This window comes from Kribbella sp. NPDC054772 (assembly GCF_053611945.1).
This window is the reverse complement of the sequence record NZ_JBSHBJ010000001.1, coordinates 338,145-362,228: the sequence shown is the minus strand read 5'-3', so window position 1 is coordinate 362,228 and position 24,084 is coordinate 338,145. Positions and strand designations below refer to the sequence as shown.

General features: G+C 69.1%; 17 protein-coding genes. 5 read left to right on the top strand and 12 right to left on the bottom strand.

Annotated elements, in window-relative coordinates:
- Positions 1–36: 36 nt before the first annotated feature.
- Positions 37–1,359, bottom strand: a complete 1,323-nt coding sequence (gene hemL / locus ACWGID_RS01815) for a glutamate-1-semialdehyde 2,1-aminomutase (RefSeq protein WP_452193459.1) — start codon at positions 1,357–1,359, stop codon at positions 37–39.
- A gap of 271 nt (positions 1,360–1,630) precedes the next feature.
- Here hemL and ACWGID_RS01810 point away from each other — a divergent pair, with 271 nt between their 5' ends.
- A complete protein-coding gene (locus ACWGID_RS01810; RefSeq protein WP_452193457.1) occupies positions 1,631–2,998 on the top strand; it encodes a lytic transglycosylase domain-containing protein in 1,368 nt (455 codons plus the stop codon).
- 113 nt (positions 2,999–3,111) lie between these two features.
- On the opposite strand, the gene ACWGID_RS01805 is transcribed toward ACWGID_RS01810, so the two are convergent.
- Together ACWGID_RS01805 and ACWGID_RS01800 are read right to left on the bottom strand one after the other, a co-directional pair.
- Complete coding sequence (locus ACWGID_RS01805; RefSeq protein WP_452193455.1) at positions 3,112–6,801, bottom strand: S8 family serine peptidase; 3,690 nt, start codon at positions 6,799–6,801, stop codon at positions 3,112–3,114.
- A 156-nt stretch (positions 6,802–6,957) separates the two neighbouring features.
- The gene (locus tag ACWGID_RS01800; RefSeq protein WP_452193453.1) at positions 6,958–7,920 is read right to left on the bottom strand and encodes an LLM class F420-dependent oxidoreductase; all 963 of its coding nucleotides are present in this window, start codon (positions 7,918–7,920) and stop codon (positions 6,958–6,960) included.
- A 258-nt stretch (positions 7,921–8,178) separates the two neighbouring features.
- Between ACWGID_RS01800 and ACWGID_RS01795 the strand changes: the two genes are divergently transcribed.
- Together ACWGID_RS01795 and ACWGID_RS01790 are read left to right on the top strand one after the other, a co-directional pair.
- A complete protein-coding gene (locus ACWGID_RS01795) occupies positions 8,179–8,763 on the top strand; it encodes a hypothetical protein (protein ID WP_452193452.1) in 585 nt (194 codons plus the stop codon).
- 98 nt (positions 8,764–8,861) lie between these two features.
- On the top strand, positions 8,862–12,035 hold the full coding sequence (locus ACWGID_RS01790; RefSeq protein ID WP_452193450.1) for a glycoside hydrolase family 3 N-terminal domain-containing protein: 3,174 nt from the start codon (positions 8,862–8,864) through the stop codon (positions 12,033–12,035).
- Positions 12,036–12,083: 48 nt separating this feature from the next.
- On the opposite strand, the gene ACWGID_RS01785 is transcribed toward ACWGID_RS01790, so the two are convergent.
- The 3 genes from ACWGID_RS01785 to ACWGID_RS01775 form a co-directional block, all read right to left on the bottom strand.
- Positions 12,084–12,752 (bottom strand): hypothetical protein, encoded by a 669-nt coding sequence (locus tag ACWGID_RS01785; RefSeq protein ID WP_452193448.1) that lies wholly within the window; start codon positions 12,750–12,752, stop codon positions 12,084–12,086.
- Between the two features lie 68 nt (positions 12,753–12,820).
- On the bottom strand, positions 12,821–13,738 hold the full coding sequence (locus ACWGID_RS01780) for a GlxA family transcriptional regulator (protein WP_452193447.1): 918 nt from the start codon (positions 13,736–13,738) through the stop codon (positions 12,821–12,823).
- A gap of 4 nt (positions 13,739–13,742) precedes the next feature.
- Entirely contained in the window at positions 13,743–14,342 is a 600-nt protein-coding gene (locus ACWGID_RS01775) for a cysteine hydrolase family protein (protein ID WP_452193445.1), read from the bottom strand.
- Positions 14,343–14,543: 201 nt separating this feature from the next.
- On the opposite strand from ACWGID_RS01775, the gene ACWGID_RS01770 reads away from it, so the two are divergent.
- Complete coding sequence (locus ACWGID_RS01770) at positions 14,544–15,776, top strand: aldose epimerase family protein (protein WP_452193443.1); 1,233 nt, start codon at positions 14,544–14,546, stop codon at positions 15,774–15,776.
- A gap of 28 nt (positions 15,777–15,804) precedes the next feature.
- Here the strand turns inward: ACWGID_RS01770 and ACWGID_RS01765 are convergent, their stop codons facing one another.
- The 3 genes from ACWGID_RS01765 to ACWGID_RS01755 all read right to left on the bottom strand — a co-directional run bounded on the left by ACWGID_RS01765 (position 15,805) and on the right by ACWGID_RS01755 (position 19,046).
- A complete protein-coding gene (locus ACWGID_RS01765) occupies positions 15,805–16,647 on the bottom strand; it encodes an alpha/beta fold hydrolase (protein ID WP_452193441.1) in 843 nt (280 codons plus the stop codon).
- A complete protein-coding gene (locus ACWGID_RS01760; RefSeq protein ID WP_452193440.1) occupies positions 16,644–18,050 on the bottom strand; it encodes a sensor histidine kinase in 1,407 nt (468 codons plus the stop codon). The genes ACWGID_RS01765 and ACWGID_RS01760 overlap by 4 nt, the downstream gene beginning before the upstream one ends.
- 75 nt (positions 18,051–18,125) lie before the next feature.
- Positions 18,126–19,046, bottom strand: a complete 921-nt coding sequence (locus tag ACWGID_RS01755) for a phosphotransferase enzyme family protein (RefSeq protein ID WP_452193439.1) — start codon at positions 19,044–19,046, stop codon at positions 18,126–18,128.
- 193 nt (positions 19,047–19,239) lie between these two features.
- Here ACWGID_RS01755 and ACWGID_RS01750 point away from each other — a divergent pair, with 193 nt between their 5' ends.
- Positions 19,240–20,613 (top strand): hypothetical protein, encoded by a 1,374-nt coding sequence (locus tag ACWGID_RS01750; protein ID WP_452193437.1) that lies wholly within the window; start codon positions 19,240–19,242, stop codon positions 20,611–20,613.
- Positions 20,614–20,634: 21 nt separating this feature from the next.
- Here the strand turns inward: ACWGID_RS01750 and ACWGID_RS01745 are convergent, their stop codons facing one another.
- The 3 genes from ACWGID_RS01745 to ACWGID_RS01735 form a co-directional block, all read right to left on the bottom strand.
- Positions 20,635–21,837 (bottom strand): cytochrome P450, encoded by a 1,203-nt coding sequence (locus tag ACWGID_RS01745; RefSeq protein ID WP_452193435.1) that lies wholly within the window; start codon positions 21,835–21,837, stop codon positions 20,635–20,637.
- A 146-nt stretch (positions 21,838–21,983) separates the two neighbouring features.
- A complete protein-coding gene (locus ACWGID_RS01740; RefSeq protein WP_452193434.1) occupies positions 21,984–22,895 on the bottom strand; it encodes a DUF6807 domain-containing protein in 912 nt (303 codons plus the stop codon).
- A complete protein-coding gene (locus ACWGID_RS01735) occupies positions 22,895–24,016 on the bottom strand; it encodes a Gfo/Idh/MocA family protein (RefSeq protein ID WP_452193432.1) in 1,122 nt (373 codons plus the stop codon). Before ACWGID_RS01735 ends, ACWGID_RS01740 begins: the two co-directional genes overlap by 1 nt.
- Positions 24,017–24,084 lie beyond the last annotated feature (68 nt).

Sequence of the window (24,084 nt, the reverse complement as noted above, 5' to 3'; positions counted from 1 at the left end):
AGGTGCACGACCGTCGTTTCGGTCACCGCTGTCCCTTCAGTTCTGTACGGCTGCTGCCGCACGGGCCGCCGGCGCCAGCGCCGACTCCAGCTCGGCCAGCGCGTCGTCGTCGATCGCCGCACTGACGAACCAGGCTTCGAACGCGCTCGGTGGCAGGTAGACACCGGCGTCCAGCATGGCATGGAAGAACGCCGTGAACCGGGGCAGCACCTGGGCGTTCGCCCCGGCGAAGTCCCGAATCTCGGCAGGTCCCTCCGATGACTCCACGAAGAAGACGCTGAAGAGGTTCCCGGCCGCGGAGATGACGTGCGGCACACCTTCCTTGTCCAGCGCGGTCGACACCAGCCGCTGGATGGTGAGCGAGGTCTCGTCGATCTTCGCGTAGACCTCGTCGGTGGCCAGCCGCAGCGTGGTCAGGCCGGCGGTGGTGGCGATCGGGTTCCCGGACAGCGTGCCGGCCTGGTAGACCGAGCCCTCCGGTGCCAGGTTCGCCATCACGTCGGCGCGACCGCCGAACGCCGCGGCCGGAAAACCGCCGCCCATCACCTTTCCGAACGTCATCAGGTCCGGCCGTACGCCGTCCACGCCGTACCAACCGGAACGGGTGATCCGGAAGCCGGTCATCACCTCGTCGGAAATGAAAAGTGCACCGTTTTCCGTGCAGGTCCTTGCGAGGAACGCGTTGAAGTTGTCGCGCGGCGGAACGACACCCATGTTGCCGGGCGACGCCTCGGTGATCACAGCCGCGATCTGGTCGCCGTACTCCGCGAAGGCCGCGGTGACGGCCGCCTGGTCGTTGTACGGCAGCACGATCGTGTCCGCGGTCGTCGCCTCGGTGACTCCCGGCGTCCCCGGGATTCCCAGCGTGAGAACGCCGGAACCGGCCTGGGCGAGCAGTGCGTCCACATGTCCGTGGTAGCAGCCGGCGAACTTCACGATCTTGGCGCGCCCGGTGAACCCGCGGGCCAGCCGCAGCGCGGACATCGTCGCTTCGGTCCCGGAGGACACCAGCCGGACCTTGTCCACCGGCGTCCGGGCGACGATCTCCTCACCGAGCAGGACCTCGTTCTCGGTCGGAGTCCCGTACGACGTACCGCGGGCGACGGCGGCCTGGACGGCGGCGATCACCTCGGGGTGGGCGTGGCCGAGCAGCAGCGGGCCCCACGACGACACCAGGTCGAGGTAGCGGTTGCCGTCGACATCGGTCATGTGACATCCGTCACCGGATGCCATGAATCGCGGGACGCCGCCGACGGCGCGGAACGCCCGGACGGGAGAGTTGACCCCGCCCGGGGTGACGGTGGAGGCCCTGTCGAAGAGCGCGGCGGACTTGTCTGTGTGTGCGGGCACGACCGTCATTGTCCCTTGCCGGTGCTCCGGACCGAGCGGCAGGGGCGGCCGGATTTCGGACCCCGATCGTTCCCAGGGGGTTCACAGGGGCTTTGTTACGCGCCAGTATGGGTACCCGGTCACCGCACGTAGACGGTCTGGTCCGGCGCGTAACCCACGCAACGGGGCGGACGTTAGACCAGATACGACGGCAACCGGCAGTGATTACAAGACGTAGGACACAAAGACTGTCCGCAGCGTGGGGCCGGGCGAGTCGATGAGTCACGGAGGGGAATCATCGATGGCGAAGGGCAAGCGCCGCGCCACGGGTAGCGGGTGGCGTCAGGTGGCGCCGCTGATCCCGGTGGCGTTGTTCGCGAGCGCGTTCACCGTCAGCGCCACGGACGATCCGGCGATCGCGACCGCGTCGCTGGAAAATGGTCTGTCCGGGGGCAACACCCCGGTCGTCGTTCCGAAGTCGCCGATCCCCGAGCCGGCCAACGTGCCGGTGCAGGGTGTGGTCGGGCACGGAGTCGACCCGGGCGAGCAGCCGACCCAGGTGGTCTCTGGCCTGTCCCGCAACGGCATCCCGAACGCCGCCCTGAAGGCCTACTCCCGCGCGCAGCAGGTGCTGGCCCAGGCGGATCCGTCGTGTCACCTGCCATGGACGCTGGTGGCCGCGATCGGCCGGGTTGAGTCGAACCACGGCCGCTTCGGCGGAAACTCGCTGAACAGCAAGGGCGTCGCCGTCCCGGGGATCTTCGGCCCGCGGCTGGACGGCTCGTCCGGCACGGCCCGGATCTCCGACAGCGACGCCGGCGGGTTCGACGGTGACGGCGCGTTCGACCGCGCGGTCGGGCCGATGCAGTTCATCCCCGGCACCTGGCGGGCGATGGGCGTGGACGGCGACGGCGACGGCGTGCGGAACCCGCAGGACATCGACGACGCGGCGATGTCGACCGCTGTGTACCTGTGCTCCGGCAAGACCGACCTGTCCAAGGCCAGTGACCTGAACGCGGCCGTCCTGCGCTACAACCACTCCCAGCAGTACGTCGACCTCGTGGTCAGCATCGCCAAGGCCTACGCCGGTGGCAGCTGGATCGCGGTCGGCAACGGGACGTCGGGCGACGACGTGGACGAGGCCGGCGACCAGATCGACGACCCGGGGATCGACGCGCCGGCGGACGAGAACCTGCCGAAGGCGATCGACATCACCACGCCGCCGCCGAGCGTGAAGCCGACACCGACCGAGGAGCGGGACGACACCCGTCCGACGACGGTTCGGCCGACGGACCGCCCGACCTCGAAGCCGACGCCCACCAAGCCGACGCCGACGAAACCGACTCCGACCAAGCCCACGCCGACCAAGCCGACCCCGACGAAGCCGACCACCCCGGCGACCCCGCCCGCGGTGGCGACGCTGAAGACGGCCGCCGGACTGATCGTCGGCACCGTCGGCAGCACGCTGACCGAGCTGAAGACAGCCACCACGTACTGCCAGTCCGAGATGGCGAAGGTGACGATCACCAAGCCGACCCAGGCGCAGCTGCAGAAGTGCGTCTCCGCCTACCAGACCGGCGGCACGAAGGCGGTCGACCAGGTCATCCGCAACCTGCTGTCCCTGCTCGGACTGCTCGGCGTGCTGGGCGGAGGAATCCTCGGGAGCTGATCCCACCGAACCGGCGCGCCAGCCCCCACCCCTCCCTTGGCGCGCCCCTGGCGACGCCACGGAGCACCTCCCCCCGGCTTCGTGGCGTCGCCCTTTTGACGTTCAGGTGCGGCTCAGCTCCAGGCGCGATCGATCGTCTGGGTGATGCTGTTCCCGATCAGGTCGGTCGCGGTCACCCGGATGCTCGGGTAGGAACCCGCCGGAACCTGCGCCCGGAAAGTCCCGATTCCGCGCAGCGCCAGTTTCTGCCAGGTCTTTCCGTCGAAGGAGATTTCCGCCGTCGTACGGAAAAGTTCCGCACCACGGACGCCCGGCTGGTAGTGCGGCGTCAGCTCGAGCACGCCGTTCGTGTGCTTGTAGTCGACCTGCACGAGCGGCAGCACCGCCCGGCTCTTGGACGGAACGGACAGGAAATGCCATTGCGTGTGCGTCGAGGTGGACGTCTTCGCCCAGCTCGCCGGCCCGCGCTTCTGGTCCAGCGTCAGGTCGTACCACGCGGCCCGCGCCGGCACCACGAACTGTGCGACCGACCAATTCTTGCTGCCCAGCTCCACACCGTTGCTGCTCAGCTTCATGCTCGTCACGTCCCCGCGGTCACCCCAGCCGAAGACGCTCCGGTCCCCGCTGACGTACTGCGGGATCGCGATCCGCAGCGTGTTCTCGAACCGCGCCGGCGGCCACCCCTGCGCCTCGTCCCCGGCCGCGGCCGACAACCCCGGTACGGCGGGACGCGTCAACGACTCCCACCAGCCCCGCGAGACCTGCTCGCCCGGTCGGTAGGCCCGCGGGATGGTGGACTCGAACCCACTCTCGTTCCACTCCCCCGCAACCAGACTCTCGTCCCAGGTCACGCCCTTCACATCGGTGACCAGATAGTCGGTTCGGGTGACCGGCCCGGTCACCTCGCGCGAGGCACCCAGTCCAGTTGCGACGCCGGGCAGGTGGGCGATCCGCTGTTCGCGGTGCAGGAACCACGTGTCGTTGCGGTGGTACGTCATCGTTACTTCGGCCGGGTGCAGCTTCGCGACGTCGTACGTCAACGGCCCATGAACCGTGGAAGGCGCCACCACCAGGTCGTACCGGTAGATGCTGTCCAGCAGGCCGTTCAGCTTCAGAGTCACCGGGCCTTTGGCGAGCAGGTCGAGCAGTTGCTTACCCTGCGGCGCTCTCACCAAGTAGAAGGGAATGCCCTCCCAGGCGAGAGTCGACCAGAACCCGGGTTCCTCGTTGTACATCAGGACCGCCTTGGCTCCGGCGTCCTTCGCCGCCAGGACCTGCTCGGCGGTCAAGTCCTGCGCCCGGAACCGGATCAGCGCCACCTTGCCCTTGGCCCCGGTCAGCTCGGCCGCCGTGCCGTCGCCGCCGTCCACGAGCTGCAGTTGTTCGGACCCGACGTACACGGTCCGTTGGTCGCCCTCGCGCAGCGTCGGCAGCCGGAAGCTGCTGCCGGTGCCGTTGACGTCGACGGTCAGCTTCGGCTGGGCGAGGTCCCACCGCTGCACGACCTGGAAGGTGCCTTTGGCAACCTTTTCGAAGCTCTGTGCGTAGACACCGCCGGCCACCCCGCCGTCGAACGCCCAGCCGGACACCGCATCCCGGCTGCCGACCTTGCGGTGCCAGGCGATCTTGACGCTCTCCGGGTCAGCCCGCTGCGGTGTCGTGACCGTGACCTTGTGTGCCTTGCGGGCGTCGAAGACAAACGTCCGGTCACCGTCGATCCAGGCGTCCGGTTCGCCGAGCAAGGTGATCGAGTTCGTCCAGTCTGCTTCGTCGCCGCCCATCGCGAACGCCATCACGCTGTAACGCCCGGTCGGCACGTCGAGGGTCCGGCTGCCGGTGTCGTCGAAGGCGATCGCCTTGACGTCGCCGGTGTCCTGGTTCCACAACTGCACACCGCTCGAGCCGGTCTTGACGGTCGCCGGCTTGCCGTCGCGGCCGATTGCCTTCACGGTCACCTGGTTCAGTCGCCCACCGGCCGCGAACCCGACGCCGGTCCGGTACGACGTGTTGCCGGTGCGTGCGGTCAGTACGCCGGCGTACTTGGCAGGCTCGGTCTTCGCGAGATCCACGGTCACGGTCGCGGAAGCCGTACCGCCGGCCGGAATGGTGAGACGGGCCGGGCTGACCGTGACACCGGCCTGCACCTTCGCCGGGGACTGCGCGTCGACGGAGAGGTTCAGCGTCACCGGACGGGTCGAGTTATTGCGGTAGGCAACCGTACGGGTGACCGGCGCGGGGGTGGTCGGCCCGGTCCAGGAGAGGTCGCCGAGGAACAGGTTGGCGGTGTCGGGGAGAACCTTGGGGTCGAGCGCGTTCGGGATGTCGATCCGGCCGAGGCCCTGCTGGTCGGTGCGGGCGCCCGCGGACGGGACGGCCGTCGAGGCCAGCGCAGCCTTGAGCTGCGGGCCGGTCCAGTCGGGGTGGCGCTGGGCGAGGATCGCGGCGGCGCCGGCCACATGCGGCGTGGCCATCGAGGTGCCGCTCAGCTGCGTGTAGTACTGACCGAGGATGTGGCCCTGCTCGGTGCCGGCGGCCCGGGCGGCGGCGATCTCCACGCCGGGCGCGGTCACCTCGGGCTTCAGCGCGCCGTCGCCCAGACGCGGACCGCGGCTGGAGAAGTTCGCCAGGCTGTCGTCCCGGTCGACGGCGCCGACGGTCAGTGCCTCGGACGCCGCGCCCGGAGCACCGACGGTCTCCTCGGCGCCGGAGTTGCCGGCCGCGATCACGAAGAGGGCGCCGCTCGACTTCGACAGCCGGTCGACGGCCTCGCTCATCGGGTCGGTGCCGTCGGACGGCAGACCGCCGAGGCTCATGCTGACGACCTTCGCGCCTTGCTGGACCGCCCACTCCATGCCGGCGATCGCCTCGGAGTCGTACCCGCCGCCGCTGTTGTCGAGCACCTTGCCGATCAGCAGTTCGGCGCCCGGCGCCACACCCTTGCGCTTGCCGGCTGACGCCGTACCGAGGCCGGCGACGATCGAGGCGGTGTGGGTGCCGTGGCCGTGCAGGTCCTGCACGGCCTGGTCGGGGACGAAACTCTCCGCCGCGACGACCTGCTTGGCGAGGTCCGGGTGACCGGCGTCGTACCCGGTGTCCAGGACGGCCACCTTGACGCCGTGCCCGTCGTACCCGGCCTTCCAGGCGGTCGGGGCGCCGATCTGCTGCGTCGAGCGGTCGAGGGTGGCGTGCGTGCGGCCGTCGAGCCAGATCTTGCCGACCTGGCTGGACTTGAACGTGGTCGGTCCGCTGATTCCGTTCCAGAAAGTTTCCGCATCGGATTTCCGGACGCTGACCGCCGTGCTGCCGACGCTCGGCAGGGTACGCCGGAAACTCGCGGCGGCCGGCGTACTCGGTGTACTCCGGATTCCGCGGGCAGTTTCCGGCGCGGTGACCAGCAGCGGCAGTTGGTCGCTGCTCGCGTCGTCGTACCCCTGGGCCGCGAGCTCGGTCAGGTTGAAGAGCCGCTTGTCGAGGCGCCCCGCGGACAGCAGCGGGTACGCGTCGGCCGGGACCAGGGTGAGGTCGCCGTCGAAGGTGCCGAAGTAGTACGGCTCGTCGTCGAGCAGGCGGGCCGAGACCTGGCCGTTGGAGCTGGTGGTCAGCTCGGCGACGTCGCCGGTGACGAGCGTGATCCGCTTGCTGCTCGCACCGGGCGTCGGATTCGCCGCCGTCGGTGTCGCTGCGGCCGGACCGGCCGGCCCGTCAGGTGGACCGGCCGAGGCCGTGGTGGTCGCCAGCAGCAGGGGACCGGCGACCACCGCGGCCAGCAGGCCGGCCGCGGTCCGGGTCGTTCGGGACAACACAGGTGGACACCTCCCGACGCCCCGACCCATGCGAGGCCGTCGCCGGGAGCCTGACAGTTGCCGTCAGCGCGGGTCCACCGATCGAGCTGACGTACACCCGCCATGACCGGTAATGGTCAGGACCGGCCGCCGGTCACCCAGCGGCCGGAGAGGCGGTCAGGCGAAGCGCTTGGTGACCCGCTCGACGCGCTCCAGCAGGTCGAGGTCGTAGGCGACACCCGGCACGTAGAAGATCACGTAGTCGGCGCCGGCCTCGAGGACCGCCTCGACCTTGTCCGCGATCTCGTCCTCGGTGCCGATCAGGTTGTCCCGGTCGAACCGCTCGCGGTTCATCGGGCCGAGCGCCTTCTCGGTCGCCTTGGTCGGGTCGTCACCCTTGTCGATCGGGAACACGTTGAAGTTCGTCGACTTGATGATCTCGTCGTAGTCCCGGCCGACCTTCTGGCAGTGACCGCGGAGGATGTCCGCCTTCTCCTTGAAGGTCTCCGGGCTGCCGCCGCCGATGTTCGCCGCGTCGGCGTACTGCGCGACCAGCTTCAGCGTGACCTTCGGGCCGCCACCGCCGATCCAGAAGCTCGGGTGCGGCTTGCGGACGCCCTTCGGCTCGTTGATCGGGGCGTCGATCGAGTAGTACTTGCCGTTGTAGACCGGCTTGTCCTCGGTCCACATCTTGTAGATGATCTCGGTCGCTTCCCGGAACGCCGCCATCCGCTGCGGGATGTCGGTCCACTCGTAGCCGTACGCCTTCCACTCGTGCTCGTACCAGCCCGCGCCGATCCCGGCGTACAGGCGGCCGTGGCTGGCGACGTCGACGGTGGACGCGATCTTGGCGTACAGCGAGGGGTTGCGGTACCCGTTGCAGCCGACCATCTGGCCGATGTTCACCCGCTGGGTGTCGCGGGCGAGCGCCGCGGTCGCGCTCCAGCACTCGAAGGTGGTGTTGTCGCTCGGCTCCGGCACGGTGTGGAAGTGGTCGAAGAGCCAGATCGAGTCCCAGGACTGCTCGTCGGCCCGCTTGGCGACATCCGTCATCGCCTCCCACTGCTCGATCGGATCGGCGATCTGCGCCAGATCCATCTTCCAGCCCTGCGGTACGAAGACGCCGAATCGTGTAGTCATGCCCCCATCCTTTCCGGCCGGGACGGCCAGGGTCCATGACTACGAGTACTGAATTCGTTCTCAATCGGACCACTACTGCTTCTGAATCACCGCGTTCAGGACCTCCAACCAAGTGACCGGAGTTCGCGTCGTACCTGCCAAGGAGGCAGGATCATCGACTCGACGAAGTTCGACCAACTGTTCAGCACCGCCGTACCGCGGATCACCGCCGGAACCCACGCTCGCGACGAGCTTCCGCGCGACGGTGGGCGCTGGCCGGTGAGCGTCGTACTGCGGCCCTCGTCCGGGACCGAGCTGGCGCGCACTCTCGACGCCGTCACGCGGGAGGCGGCCGAGTTGGCGGGTCCGGGCCACTGGGAGACCGGGCAGCTCGGTTCGGCGCACCTGACCGTCCGCGCTCTGGAGCCCCGGCGTGACGTCATCCCGCCGAGCGATCCGACGATCGCCCGCTACCACGCTGCCCTCGACCGCGCGGCCGCCGGAAGCAGCTGGCCGGTCGGGTTTCGCGTCACCGGGCTCACGCTCACGCCGGGCACGGTGATGGCCTGCGCCGAGTCGCTCGACGGCAGCGCCGACCGCTTCAGCGATCTGCTGACCGCCGAGCTCGGGCCGGACGCGTGGTGGGAAACCGAGCGGCGCGACATCTGGTACCTCAACCTGCTGCATTTCACCGGCGACATCCCGGCGCCTGCCGCCTTGATCGAGTGGGTGGCGGCTCATCGGAACACCTCGCTGGGGGAGGTCGCGATCGACGCTCCGGAGCTGGTCCGGTCCGAGTACAGGGCCGGGCCGCGGCCGTACATGGGGCCGGTGGTGATGGACGGCTCCGTGAGAGCGCTCTAGTTCCGGAACCGGCGAGCTCTTGACCCGGGTCTGAGGAGGACTGAGAGTCAGGCGCAACACGGGCCGTCCCCCGTGTTGTGTCCCGTGAGGAGTCGCCCATGCTCAGGTGGACCGGTTCTGCGCTGCGGAAGCGTCGGAGGGGTACGGCTGCCGCGGTCGCGGTGACCGCCCTGTTGGCGGGGTTGCTCGCGGAAGTGCCCGCGGCGGCCGACGATCCGGCGCCGATCACGCTCGCGGCGTTCGAAGGTGGGGAGCCGTTCGCGGCGCCGCCGAACCCGGGGATCTTCACCTGGGGCAGCGACGCCGACGACCCGCCGACGCTGGAGCTGCAGACCCGCGCCGACGCTCCGGCCGGCGACAAGGTGCTGCACGGGACGTACGACATCAGCGGCTGGGGCGGTTTCAGTCACGACATCACGTACGACGTGAACCCCGGCGACTGGTCGGCGTACAGGGGGATCCGGTTCTGGTGGTACGGGCAGAACACCGCGCCGTTGCCGCCCGGGTCGGGGAAGCGGATCTTCTTCGAGATCAAGGACGGCGGCGCGAACGCCGAGGCCTCCGAGTTGTGGAACGCCAGCTTCACCGACGACTGGCAGGGCTGGCATCTGGTCGAGATCCCGTTCAGCCAGCTCGTGTACCGCGGCGACTACCAGCCGGTGGGCGGGATCGACCAGGTGCTGAACCTGACGCACATGTGGGGGTACGCGTTCACGATGCCGGTCGGGTCGCCGGGTGAGTTCGCGATCGACCAGGTCGAGGTCTACGGCAAGGCCGACCCGGCGCTGAAGGCGAGCGTGCTGACCGACGCCGGCGTGTATCCGGTCGCGGAGGGCGGAACGGCGCAGGTGAAGGTTTCCGTGGCGACCACCGACGGCGCGCCGCTCGAGGCGCCGGTGACCGTCGACTACCGGACCGGGAACGGAACGGCCGGCGCCGACGACTACACGCCCGTTTCCGGAACACTGACGTTCCCGGCCGGAACAGTTTCCGGAACCGCGCAGAGAGTTTCCGTCACGACCCGGAAAGACCGTTCCGCGGAAACTGCGGAAACCATTCCGCTGGAGCTCACCGTCACCGGCGCGAAGCCACCGCAGACCCAGCCCGTCGTGGTCATCGACGCCCACGCCCTGCCGTACCTGAACCCGAAACTGCCGCTCCGGAAGCGCGTCGACGACCTGCTCGCCCGGATGAACCTGGCGGAAAAGGTCGGCCAGATGACGCAGGCGGAACGGAACGCGCTGCGCTCCCGTTCCGACATCGCGTCGTACGCGCTCGGCTCATTGCTGTCCGGCGGCGGGTCGGTGCCGACGCCGAACACCCCGGCGGCGTGGGCGGCGATGACCGACACCTTCCAGCTCAACGCGCAGGCGACCCGGCTGCAGATCCCGTTGATCTACGGCGTCGACGCGGTGCACGGCCACAACAACGTGGTCGGCGCGACGATCCTGCCGCACAACATCGCGATCGGCGCCACCCGCGATCCGGACCTGGCCCGACGCACCGGTGAAGTGACCGCGACCGAGGTGCGCGCGACCGGCATCCCGTGGGACTTCGCGCCGTGCGTGTGCGTGGTCCGCGACGACCGCTGGGGACGCGCCTACGAGGGGTACGGCGAGGATCCGGCGCTCGTGCAGTCGATGGCGACCGTGATCACCGGACTGCAAGGCAAGCCGGACGGCAGCCAGCTCGCAAGCAACAACCACGTGCTGGCGACCGCCAAACACTTCGTCGGCGACGGCGGCACGACGTACGGGACCTCGACGACCGGCTCGTACAAGATCGACCAGGGCATCACGCAGGTGACCCGGGAACAGCTGGAAACTCTGCACCTCGCGCCGTTCCAGACCGCGGTGGATCTCGGGATCGGCACCGTCATGCCGTCGTACTCCAGTGTGGCGATCGACGGCGCGGCGCCGGTGAAGATGCACGGCAACGGCGAGTTGATCAACGGTGTGCTGAAGCAGCGGATGGGCTTCGACGGGTTCGTGATCAGCGACTGGCAGGCGATCGACCAGCTGCCCGGCGACTACGCGAGCGACATCCGGACCTCGGTCAACGCCGGGCTGGACATGATCATGGTGCCGACGAACTACCAGGGCTTCACCCAGGGCCTGACCGACGAGGTCACCGCGGGCCGGATCCCGATGACCAGGATCGACGACGCGGTCCGGCGGATCCTGACCGAGAAGTTCAAGCTCGGCCTGTTCGAGCACCCGTATGCCGACACCACCAACATCCCGACGATCGGGTCGGCGGCGCACCGCGCAGTCGGCCGGGAGGCGGCCGCGAAGTCCCAGGTGCTGCTGAAGAACGACGGCAACCTGTTGCCCCTGGCATCGACCGCGAAGGTGTACGTCGCCGGTAGCAACGCGAACGACCTGGGCAACCAGATGGGTGGCTGGAGCATCAGCTGGCAGGGCGGTTCGGGTGCGACCACGACCGGGACGACGATCCTCGACGGCATCAAGCAGGTCGTACCCTCGGCGACGTTCAGCGCCGATGCATCCGCTCCAATGGCAGGTCATGACGTCGGCGTTGTCGTGGTCGGCGAACGCCCGTACGCCGAAGGAATCGGTGACGTCGGCAACGGTCACGACCTGCGACTGTCCGACGCCGACCAGGCTGCGGTGGACAAGGTCTGCGGCGCGATGAAGTGCGTCGTCCTCATCGTCTCCGGACGCCCGCAGGTGATCGCGGACCAGCTCGGCGAGATCAACGCGCTGGTGGCGTCGTGGTTGCCCGGCACCGAGGGCGCCGGCGTCGCCGACGTACTGTTCGGCAAGCGGCCCTTCTCCGGCCGGCTCCCGGTCAGCTGGCCGCGCGCGGAGGACCAGCAGCCGCTGAACGTTGGTGACGCCAACTACAACCCGCAGTACCCGTTCGGTTGGGGTCTCAGCACGCAAGCAGCCGCCCGGCAGGCGCTGATGGCGGCGCGCGACACCCTGCTGCGCAAGCACGATCCGTACGCCGTGGCCGCCGGGGTCGCGGCGAGTGCCGCACTGCAGGTTCGCGACTGGTCGGGTCCGCAGGCACCGATCGCCCTCGCCGCGGCGGCCCAGTCGGCCAAGCTCCTCGAGCGCACGAAGGCCGATACGTTCGGCGAGGACGATGCGGTCGTCGGGGTCGCTCGCTGGATCGCGCAGAACCACATCGGGCAGAACCTCACCGAGCCGGCGTCCAAGCTGATCTCGGACGCTGATCATGCCCTCCTCAGCGGACAGCCGAGCGCCGCGATCACCAAACTGACCGCGGCGTCGAAGCTGCCCTGACATGCGAAACGAGCGGTGGCGGCCGGAGCCCCGGCCGTCACCTCCCGCTCAGCGGCTGACCTTGGCCGCTGCCTGCCGCGCGAGCTTGTCGAAGTTCGGCGCGGGCACGCCCGGCCCCATCTCGCTGAACGCCAGCACCGAGACGTTCCGGCCCTTCAGCGTGACGGCGTATGGGAAGCCGCCGGCCTCGCTGCCCGGGTCATTGGGCTTCGGGTAGTCGTACCAGCGGATCACCTGGGTGCGGTCGCCGGAGGCACCCTTCACCATCCGGTTCTCGGTGATCTTGCGGGCATGCGTCGGCGCCGGCTTGCTGTACGTGCAGCTCTTCAGCGTCGCGATGACCGAGTTGTACGCCGCCCGCGCGGTGGCCGCGTTCGCGTACTGGCTGACGTACTGCGCGCCGTACGCGTCCATCTCGTCGGTGAACCCGCGCGCCATCCGCGCCGACACGTGCTTGCCCTCGGTAGACGCCGGACCGCAGTACGTCCTGGGCAGGATTCCCCTGTCAACCTGCCGGAACCAGTTCCGTCGCGCGTCCGCCTTCTTCACCTCGCCGACCGTCAGCAGCTGCGTCCGGCTCAGCGAGGTCACCGCCGCGCTGCTCGACGTCGCGGCATCCGCTCCTTGCATCCCCACCACGCCGACCCCCGCGGCAGCCGCTCCAACGGCCACCCCGGCCGCGACCAGCGCCCGCAACTTGCCCCCAGCAACCTTCATCGTGCGTCCCCCTCGTTCGTGGTTGTGCACGAGTAGACGCGGGGTTCTCGAAAAAAGTTCGTACTGGTCTAGACAGTTGGGCGGGAGCGCAGCCTGCGGAGCATCCGGGCGTCTTCGAAGCCCACCCTGCGCGCGGCCGACTCGACCGTCGCGCCATGCCCGATCAGGTGTTCGGCGCGTTCGAGGCGAAGGACCTGTTGGTAGCGCAACGGCGTGAGACCCGTCGCGGTGCTGAAGACGCGGGTCAGGGTGCGCTCGCTGACGCCGACCTGACCGGCCAGATCGGCGAGTGGCAGCTTGTCGGCGTACCGGGAATCGATGACGTCCTGGACGCGGTGCACCACGTCGCTCAGATGGCCGCGATGCCGCAGCATCGCGGAGTCCTGGAGTTCGTCGCCGTTGCGGCGGGCGTAGACGACCATTTCGCGGGCGACTCGGGCGGCGGCCTCGGCGCCGCGGGCGATGGCGACGAGGTGGAGTGCGAGATCGATCCCGCTGGCGATCCCGGCGGACGTGATGATCCGGTCGTCCTCGACGTACAGGACGTCGCGCACGATCGTCGCTCGCGGGTACCGGGCGGCGAGCTCCTCGGTCAGATCGTGGTGGGTGGTGAAGCGCCGGCCGTCGAGCAGACCCGCCCAGCCGAGCGCGTCCGCCCCGGAACAAACGCTCGCTACCGACCCACCGCCGGCGTGATGTTCGCGCAGGCGCTGCCTCGTCCCGGGCCCGATCGGCGGCACCGGCGACAACCGTGGGGACCGCCAGCCCGGGACCAGGATCAGGTCCTCCGGACCGACCTCGGGCCACTCGATCTGGGTCCGCAACGGCACCCCCTGAGCCGTCATGACCTCCTCGGATTCGGCCACATAACTGACGGAATACGCATACCCCAGGTCATTCGCCGTGGTGAACACCTGGGCGGGCCCGGCCAAATCCAGCAAATGCACCTTCGGCACCAGTACGAAGACCACACGAGTAGGGCGCATCCGGTCAGGATGACACGGGTACGCCGGTCAGCTCGTCCAGGGTCCGGATCGTGGCGAACCGACCGGCCAGCACGTATTCCGTCCGCTCGGCGACCTGCTCCGCGGTGAGGGTCCGCGGGTCGGCCAGGATCTCCTCGACGCTCGCCTCCTCGCGGATCGTCCAGTGCGCGAGCGCCATCGTCGCGGTCGCCTCGGTGACGAACACGACGTCGTACCCGAGGTCGGAGCCGACCCGGGCCGTGGTCTCGCAGCACTGCTCGGTACGGATGCCGCAGACAACGATCTGATCGACGCCCTGCTGCGTCAGCAACTGCTGCAGATTCGTTGTGGTGAAGGCGTTGTGCGACGTCTTGGTGAGGATCGGCTCGCCGGGCAACGGCTCCAGTCCGTCGATCAGTCGGACGTGACCCTCGGCCGGATCGAAGGCGCCGCCTGTCCCCGGCTCGGTGTGCAGCACCCAGAACACGAGGTCGCCGTTCGCGCGCGTCGCACGCACCAGGCGGTCGACCCGCTCGGCGATGTCGGGGTGGTTCACCAGCTGCCAGTTCGGGCGGACCCGGAACGATTCCTGGACGTCGATCACGATCAGTGCGGTTCGGCTCATGACCTCATCGTGCCTCGCAAACGGCGTACCACTGAAGACTCGATCGGGGCGTAGAGCGGACCGATCTGGTCACCATCCAGAAGACCCTGTGTGAACCCCGGAGAGATCGGACGAATTCACACCGTTCCGAACTGTTCCAAACACTGGTCTGGCGCGCTTATCGTGCGAAGGTCCGTCTCTACAACGATTGAGGGGATTGCGATGCCCGATCATCTGCCCCGCCGTCAGGTCCTCCGGACCGCCGGCGCATTGGGCCTCGGTGCCGCCGCCGCGGGCGCTCTCAGCAGCACCGCCGACGCCAGTACCCAAACCAGTTCCGGCGCTGGTACGCCGGATAAGTTGACCGGCATGGGTGCACACCACGGCAAGCTGGAGATCCACAAGGACAAGTTCGGCACCACGCCCGACGGTCAGCAGGTGGACGTCTACACGTTCACCAACGGCGCGGTGACGATCTCGATGCTGACCTGGGGGGCCACCATCCAGCGGGTCGAGGCCCCGGACCGGCGCGGTCACACCGAGAACATCAGCCTCGGCTTCGACAACCTGCCGGACTACGCGGCGCTCAGCCCGTACTTCGGCGCCACCATCGGCCGCTACGGCAACCGGATCGCCAAGGGCAAGTTCACGCTGGACGGGACGGCGTACCAGATCCCGGTCAACAACGGCGAGAACGCGTTGCACGGCGGGACCATCGGCTTCGACAAGAAGGTCTGGAAGGCGAAGGTCGTGCAGACCGACCAGGCGGTCGGCGTCGCGTTCACCTACGTCAGCCCGGACGGCGAGATGGGTTTTCCCGGTGAGCTCACCAGCACCGTCACCTACACGCTGGACAAGCGCGACAACCTGCGGATCGACTACCACGCGACCGTGGCGGGCAAGGCGACCATCGTCAACCTGACCAACCACGTGTACTTCAACCTGCTCGGCGAAGGCAACGGCACGATCTACGACCACGTGCTCGAGCTGAACGCGCCGAAGTACACGCCGGTCGACGCGACGCTGATCCCGACCGGCGAGATCGCCCCGGTGGCCGGTACGCCGTTCGACTTCGGTAAGCCGACCGCGATCGGCAAGCGGCTGCGCGGCGACCACCAGCAGCTGATCTACGGCCGTGGGTACGACCACAACTTCGTGATCGGTGGCCAGCCGGACCACGACGGTCTCCGGCTGGCGGGCCGCTTCTGGGAGCCCGACCACGGCCGCACCATCGAGGTGCGCACCGACCAGCCGGGGGTCCAGTTCTACAGCGGCAACTTCCTCGACGGCACCTTCCTCGGCATCGGGAACAAGGCCTACCGGCAGGGCGACGCGTTCGCCTTCGAGACCCAGCACTTCCCCGACTCGCCCAACCACGCCAACTTCCCGTCGACGGTGCTGCGCCCCAGCGAGACCTACAAGTCGACCACCATCTACAGCTTCGGCACCAAGTAGCAGCCGCGCGGGCCGCCGTACCCAGGCTTCAGCCGGTACGGCGGCACGTCGCCGCGAGCCACTCCAGCGCCGGCTCGGCGTGCTCGACGATCGTGAAGTGGGACGCGCCCGCAGACTCCTGCAGCGTCGCGGTCGGGCAGTTCTCCGCGAGCCATCGCCCGTGGCTCACCGGGATGATGCGGTCCGCGGTGCCGTGCAGCAGCAGGACCGGCGCGGTGATCGCTCCCGGATCGCAACCCCACGGCCGGGTGTACGCCGCGTCGTCGTCGATCTGCCCGTACGGGCCGGCGTCGAGGCCAGGTCCCGCGACCTTGCCGAGCCAGCCCCACGGCCCGCCGAACATCGCCAGGTCGTCGTCGGTGAATCCCGCGTCGTAGTCGAAGCCGGAGTTGTGCAGCACCTCGCGGACCTCGGGCCCGGCGGCCGCGCTCGCGAGTGCGGCGATCGACGACGGCACCATCCCGTCGAACCAACTCAGCCCCTCGGCGCCATACGGCGCGATCGCGGCCAGCGTGAGCGCTGCGCTGACCCGGTCGCCCAGGACAGCCGCCGTGCCGAGGGCGAAGGTTCCGCCGCCGGAGTACCCGGCGACCGCGAACCGGTCGATCCCGAGCGAGTCCGCGACCGCGGCCGCGTCGGTGGCGACCGAGGCGACCGTGCGTCCGCGGTGCATCGTGGAACCGCCGTACCCGGGACGGTCGAACGAGACCCAGCGCAGCCCCAGCCGGTCGGCCGCGGCGAAGAGCGGCTCGGGTGGCGCGCCGACGTTCGGGGTCCCGTGGTTCCACAGGACCGGAAAACCGTCGCCGCCGGTGTCGTAGGTGTGCAGGGTTCGCCCATCGGGCATCGGCACGTCTGTTTCCACAGTCACGTGACGAGCCTAGGCAACGCCAGCGTAAAAGTGGTGCTGCCCGGCGCGGAGAGGACCGTCAGGGTGCCGTCGTGGGCGTGGGCGATCGACTGGGCGAGGGACAGACCGAGGCCGGTTCCCGCGTTGGTTCTGGTACGGGCGGTGTCCGCGCGGGTGAAGCGGCGGAACACGTCGGGCTGGAGTTCGGCGGGGATCCCGGGTCCGTCGTCGTGAATGGTGAGGACCGCGAACCGGTCGGCGATGCGAGCGGCCACCGTCACGGTGGTGCCGGGTGGCGTGTGGCGGCGGGCGTTGGTGAGCAGGTTGGTGAGGACCTGGTGCAGCCGTTGCTCGTCGCCGATCACCACGATCGGCTCGGTCGGCAGGTCCAGCTCCCAATGGTGGCTGGCAGCAACGATCTCGGCGTCGGCGACCGAGTCGCGGCCGAGCCGGGACAGGTCGACCGGGCGGCTGTCCAACGGGCGGCCCGCGTCCAGCCGGGCGAGCAGCAGCAGGTCCTCGACCAGCGAGGCCATCCGCGTCGCCTCGATCATCACCTTGCCCATCGCGTGCGTGTACAGCTCGGGATCGCGCTGGTGCAGACTCAGCTGCGCGTAGCCGTGGATCGTGGTGAGCGGCGTCCGGAGTTCGTGCGACGCGTCGGCGACGAACTGCCGGACCTGCTGCTCGCTGCGGTGCCGCGCGTCGAGCGCGTCCTCCATGTGTCCCAACAGCGTGTTCAGCGCGACGCCGACCCGACCGACCTCGGTACGTTCGTCGGTCAGCTGCTCAGGCACCCGGGCGGTCACCCCGATCTCGCCCGTGTCGAGCGGCAGACCGGCTACCTCACGGGCGGTCTGCGCGACCCGCCGCAGTGGCCGCAGCTGACGCCGTACGACGAAGACCGCGACACCGCCGGCGGTCAGTACGCCGATCCCGCCGAACAACGCTTCCCAGCCGATCAGACTGTTCACCGTGTTCTGGATGTCCTTCGTCGGCAGACCCGCGACGACGGTGATCTGCCCGATGTTCGTCGCACGCACGCGGTACTTCCCGAGCCCGGGCAGCGTGACGGTCCTGTTCGCACCGGTCGGCAGATCGTCGAGCACACCGATCGCCGCGTCGGAGAGATCGGCGAGCTTCCCGTCGTTAGTGATCACCTTGCCGACCGCGGTCGACGACCCCGCATAGACCGTCACCGTGCCGGCGTCCTGCCCGTGCGGCGAGTCCGGCGGCGGCCCGCCGTTCTGCAGCGCGCCGATCGCCCGGCCCTGCGCCGCGGTCACCTTGCCGTCGAGCTGGCTGGTCAGGTACGAGCTGATCGCGGCGGTCGTCAGCCCACCGATCACGACACTCACCACCGCGACCAGCACCACCATCGCCGCCGCGACCCGCACACTCAGAGACCGCGCCGCAACCTTCACACCCTCAGGATGCGCAGCCTGCCCGCGAGCTCGCTCCACGTTCCCTGGGACCTTGCTGTGAACCCCAGAGGAACCTCAGAGCAGTACGGCGGCTGCCGCGCGCAACCCGTCGTACTCCCCGGCCGCCCAGCCCTCGTCCCGTGACTCGTCCCCGCGGAACAGCGGCTTGTCGACGAGATGGAATCGCAGGTTGAACATCCGCCCGACGACCTGCAGGTACGGGATCATCGCCTCGTCCTCGGCGTCGATCGGCCGGCGGGTGCGGTACCCCGCCTTGAACGCCTCCCAGTGCGGGGTCGTCGCGACGCCGCAGAAATCCGCCGCCGGTGGACCGACCGCGGCGAGATCGAAATCAAGTAGCAGAAGTCCCTGTTCCGTCAACAAAACATTGTCCATCGAGGCATCACCATGGCAGGTTCCTGCCTTCGAGTACTGCGCGACGTTGTTCCGTACTGCGTCGGCGAGTGACCGGAGCAGGTTTTCCTCCGCGTCGTCGACGGCGAGAATGTCCGCGAGCGCTTCGTCGAGCCGTTGCGCCGCCTCGACCGGTCGGCGAAAGTACGGCGAAGTGTAGTTGTCGGCGGCATCGTGAAAAGCAGCGAGCTGGGCCCCGAAGGCGACGTACAACTCGTCGGTGAAAGGCGGGTAGAGCTTGGTGCCCTCGACGTGCTCGGACAGGGTGAACGGCCGGGGTCCCTCGGGTGTCTCGAGCAGTCCGACGGTGTCACCGTCCGGCAACGACCGGAGCCGTGGGACGAGGACGCCGGCGGCGAGCAGATGCGCCGAAAGCCCTGTCTCCCAACGGATCTCGTCCGGATCACGCCAGTCGCGGCGGTACAGCTTGAGCACGTAGCGAGCGTCATCGGTGGCCAGCACGTAGACGTCGTTGACCAGCGACCGGAGCAACGAGCAACCGGTGAAGCGCAGGCCGTACGCCGACCCGAGGTGGGCGGCCAGCGCGGACGGGTCGGGCAACGATCGCAGCGTCGGGATCATGCCCCGACACTATTGGTCGTTTGAAATTCGGGTGTGTGAACCCCGATGGTAGTGGGGAGGTTCGAGACGTTTCCGGATTCGCCTCCCCTTATGGGGCCGGAAACCGGTAGCCTCGTGCAGCGCGCTATGGGGGCCGCCGTACACCCACCCGACGAAACTGCCGGAGAGCCCAAACCGGTCAGGAGAGCACGTCTTGCAGGAGAACACCAGCACAACCAGTACTGGCGAACTGGTCAACGTACCCCTCACCGGTGCGGACAAAGTCGCTTACGCTTTCTACGCGACCGCGGCTGCCGCGGCTCTGGTCGGCCAGGTCTGGGCCGGCGTGACCCATATCCCCTGGCCGGACAGCGGGTTCTCGACGCTGCTCAAGATCGTCCTCGTCACCCCCGCGGTCGCGGTGCTCGAGCTCGGTGGTGTCGCCACCGCGGCGCTCGCCGACCTGCGCCGGCGCAAGGGCGAGCAGGCCTACGCCTATCGCGCGATGTCGTTCTTCGCGGCACTCGTCGCCGTCGTCTTCAACGTGGTCGGCCACTGGCGGCCGGAAGAGCGGTTCCTCGCCTTCGGCTTCGGCGGTCTGTCCGCGTTCGCCTACGTGCTCTGGCTGATCCACAGCTCGGCCCGTCGGCGCGACGCACTCCGCAAGGCCGGCCAGATGCGCGACACCGGCCCGGTGTACGGCATCGTCCAGTGGGCCCGGGAGCCGCGCGTCACCTGGCTCGCGCGCTCGCTGGCGATCGAGCACGGCTACACCTTGTACGAAAGCCTCCGGGCGGCGCACCACCAGATCCGCAACCGGAGCCGCCGCGAGGCGATCGCCGGCACCGTCGCGGAGTACATCCGCTCCGAGCACCAGGACGAGCGGCTGGCGAAGATCGCCGAGACGACGTACGACCCGGACCGATTGGCCGGGATGCTCGAGGAACGGATCAACTACGAGGTCATCACCAACAAGCTGACCAAGGCGATCTCGCCGCCGCCGGAGCAGCCCGAGGGCGGCCCCGCCGTACCGGCCGCCGTGTGGGTGCTGGAAGGCGGGCAGCCGCGGCGTGCGGACGGCGGGATGTCGCTGCGCGACGAGGACGCCTGGACCGGCGAGCTGATGGCGATCGTCGACCCGGACCCGACCGACAGCGGCAACGTGTCCGAGGCGGTCGTCGTCGAGGACGAGAGCGAGCCGCAGCACGTCGTCAACGGTTCGCTGAAGCCGTTCGCCCCGCAGCCGAAGGCCGAACCGCTGGTGGAGAAGCCGAAGCCGCCGTCGCCGTTCGCCGGCCCGACGGACCCGCAGCCGCCCGCGCTGATCACCACGCCGAAGGTCGAGCCGGTCCTGCCCGACCCGGAGTCCGTGGTCGAGGAGTCGACGACCACGGACGAGGAAGAACTGAGTCCTCTGGAAAAGAAGCGCCAACGTGCCTGGGCGCTGCTGTCCGACTGGTCGCCGGAGCGTGGTGAGCTCACCCCGAAGAAGATCGCCGATGCGATCGCGTGCAGCGAGCCGATGGCGAGCAGGTACATCGAGCAGTACCAGTCCGAGCACGGCGTCGTGCTCGTCTCGCAGAACTGATCTACCGGCTGCCGGTGGACCTCAGAGGTTGAGGTTCACCGGCAGTTCCGCGAGACCGCTGACCAGGACGCGCCGCCACTCGAGCTCTTCGGCCGGCTTCGCGAGACTCATCCGCGGGAAGCGACGTACCAACGCCAGCAGGGACTCCTGCAGCTCGATCCGCGCGAGCTGCGCGCCCAGACAGAAGTGCGGTCCGAAGCCGAAGGACATGTGCTTGTTGTCCTTCCGATCGATCCGCAGCTCGTCCGGGGCGTCGTAGGCCCGCGGGTCCCGGTTCGCCGAGTTGAGCGCCGCCATCACGCCTTCACCGGCCTTGATCTGTACGCCGTGCAACTCGATGTCCTCGAGCGCGACGCGCAGCTGACCGACCTCGCTGAACCGGTTGAAGCGCAGCAGCTCCTCGATCGCCGACGGGATCAAGCTGTTGTCGTCCACGAGCCGCGACCAGTTCTCCGGCCAGCGCAGCAACGTCGCGACACAGCTCGAGATCTGGTTCGCCGAGGTCTCGTGACCGGCGACGAGCAGGTTCACCCCGAACGCGATCAGCTCCTCCTGACTGAGCCGATCCCCTTCCTCCCGAGCGCGGACGAGTTCGTCGAGCAGGTCTTCCGCCGGCGCCGAGGTGTTCGCCAGCTTCTTCGTAACCAGGTCCTCGATGTACGCCGTCAGGTTGGTCATCGCGTCCTCGACCAGGTCCTTCTCGGCCATCTTCATGCTGTACCCGAGCTCGGTCCACTCGCGGAACTGGGCGCGGTCCGCGTACGGGACGCCGAGCAGTTGGCAGATCACCTGGATCGGCAACGGCAACGCGACCAGCTGCCGGATGTCGGCGCCGTCACCGGCCCGCGCGACGTCCTCGGCGAGCTGCGCGGACAACTCGGCGACCCATGGCCGGGTCCGCTCGATCTTGCGGTGCGCGAACGTTGGCACCACCAACCTTCGGAGGCGGGTGTGCTCGGGCGGGTCGGTGGTGGTCAGGCTGTTCGGCATCGGCTTCGCGAGCGCGACCCGCGGCGCTCCCTGCTTCACCACGGCGGCCCGCGAGAACCTGGGATCGGCGAGCACCAGTTTCACGTCGTCGTACCGCGTCACCAGCCAGACCTCGGCGCCGGCCAGCGTCCGCACCCGCGCCACCGGCCGCCCCTCCCGGAGCTCCGCGAAGGTCGGCGACGGATCGAACCGGAACGCATCGTCGAACGGGATCTGCAGCACGGGCTCGCTCATGCCCTCAACCCTAGGTTAGGTAACCCTTGGTTGCTGGGTCAGCGCGTGGCGGCGAACCCCCAGGCCATCACAATCACCGCTTGCGGCGCCCGCCAGGCGGGGCCGGGCGTCGGCGGGTGGATTGTGATGGCGTGGGGGTCCGGGGTTCAGCTCGCGAGGGCCTTCGTGGCCTGGGCGGCGAGGGTGGCGGCTCGGTCGTCGTCGGACAGGCCGTCGGCGATCAGGACGGCGTACCGCAGGCGCAGGGTCGCGCCGGCTTCCACCGGGAGTTCCTCGGAGAACCACGGGGCCGGGCAGACGGCGGCGAAGTTCGAGGAGCGGACGAACCACTCCGGTGGGTGCCGGACGTTGTCGGTCGCGTCGGCGACGATCAGGGTGGAGGCCGTGTCGGTCTCGTCCTGACGGGCGGTGAAGCCCATCCACGGCGCGCGCTGCCCCATCAGCTCGTCACGGCCCTTGCCTTGCGGGGCGAGGATCGTGCCGTTCGTGAAGCACCGCGGTCCGCGCCAGAACAGACCGCCGTACCCCGCGTTCGGACGGCCGGCCGTGGTCGGGCTGCCGATCTGGACGGTGGCTCCCGAGACGTTCGTCATCGCGGTCTCGTAGACGAGCACCCATCCGTCGTCGGTCAGTCGTGTCGTGATCGTCCGCGACTCGTCCACCACATGCTTGCCGCCCTGGGTGTGCCAGGACAAGTGGTGTGCGAACCGGACCTCGTCGTCCGACACGTCGAGCGCGTCGACGCGGTCGTGGTCCTGCGAGCCGTTGTTGTCGCGCGGCTGGTAGCCGTCCTCCCTCGCGTACGTCGGCCCGCCCCAGAAGTTGTCCGCGCCGAAGTGCGGCAATGACCAGGCGAGACCCTTGTGCCACAAGTGATCCCACGGCCGGTACACGCTGACCAGATCGCCGGTCAGCGTCCGGATCGGGTGGAAGTAGGGTCGCGGCGACTCGTACTGCGGGTCGTCCGCGTTGTAGACATAGGTGAACAACTCGCCGTCACCCGCCGTGACCTGGATCGACCGGCCGACAGCATGGTTACAGCCGAGGTTCTGCGTCATCAGCTCTCCAGTGTTGTTTGCGTACTCCAGGGCGCCCCGATCTCGCTGAACAAGGCCAGCTCGTCCGAGGCCCGGTCGATCCACTTCTCCACGTCGAGAAGAATCGGCCGGCGTTCTAGCCCCTCCCCTTCCCAGCGCACCAGCTCCCCCGGGATCGGCAGCGGGTCGGCCGCCGTCCGCACCGCCTCGACGACCCGGGTGAACCCACCGGTCGCCTGCAACGGCACATACAGCGGTACGGCGGGATCCGCGCGATGCGCGAGCAGGTTCTCCAGCAGATCCGCCCGCCCGTACTTCGTGTCGCCGATCAGATCCGACTGGTACGTCAGTACCGCCCGCCCCTCGGACCCGTGCACGATCACCGACGCCTCGAGGTGTTCCGTCGCGCACAACGTGACCGCAATCAAGATCGGCGTACCGCGGCTGGTGGTGATCCGGACCGAGGAGGTGTCGTCGGACTCGATCGGGTTCGCGCGGTACAGCTCGGTCTCGATCGACCGGATGTCGTCGACGCCGGTCGACCCGTCCAGCAGCAGGGCCGCCGCGGTCGCGTGCGCGAGCGGGTTCGTGACGGCGCCGTCGACCACGTCGATTCCGTCGAGCCGCCGCCGGCCGGACCACCGGGCGCGCTGGAAGTACTGCGCTTTCCGCACCCATTTCCCGGTCGCGCTGATCCCACGGATCTCACCGAGCTGGCCGTCGGCGATCATCGAGGCCAGCGTCAGCGTGGCCTCCGACCCCTGCGCCTGGAAGCCGACCTGGCACGCCCGCCCGGTCTCCGCCACCACGGCCGACAGCTGCTCGAACTCGGCCAGCGACGCGGTCGGCGGCTTCTCCAGCAGTACGTCGGCTCCCGCGCGCATCGCCAGTTCGGCCAGTGGCACGTGGGTCTGGATCGGCGTACAGATCACCACCACGTCGACCGCGGTAGCAGCCAGCAGTTCGTCCAGGCCATCGAAGACCTGGACGTCCGCGGGCAGGTCGGCGGCGCCGCGCGGGTCGGCGACCGCCACCAGTTCGGCCCGGCCGGCCTCGGCCAGCCGGGCGACGTTGCGAACATGGGAGGCTCGGGGGGGGGGGGGTGGTGACCCCCCCCCCCCCCCCCCCCCCCCACGCCACACAATCGGGGACCCACACCACACATCTAGGAGCCGAGAGAAGCGCGCCCCGACAGGCGCGCGCCCCCCCC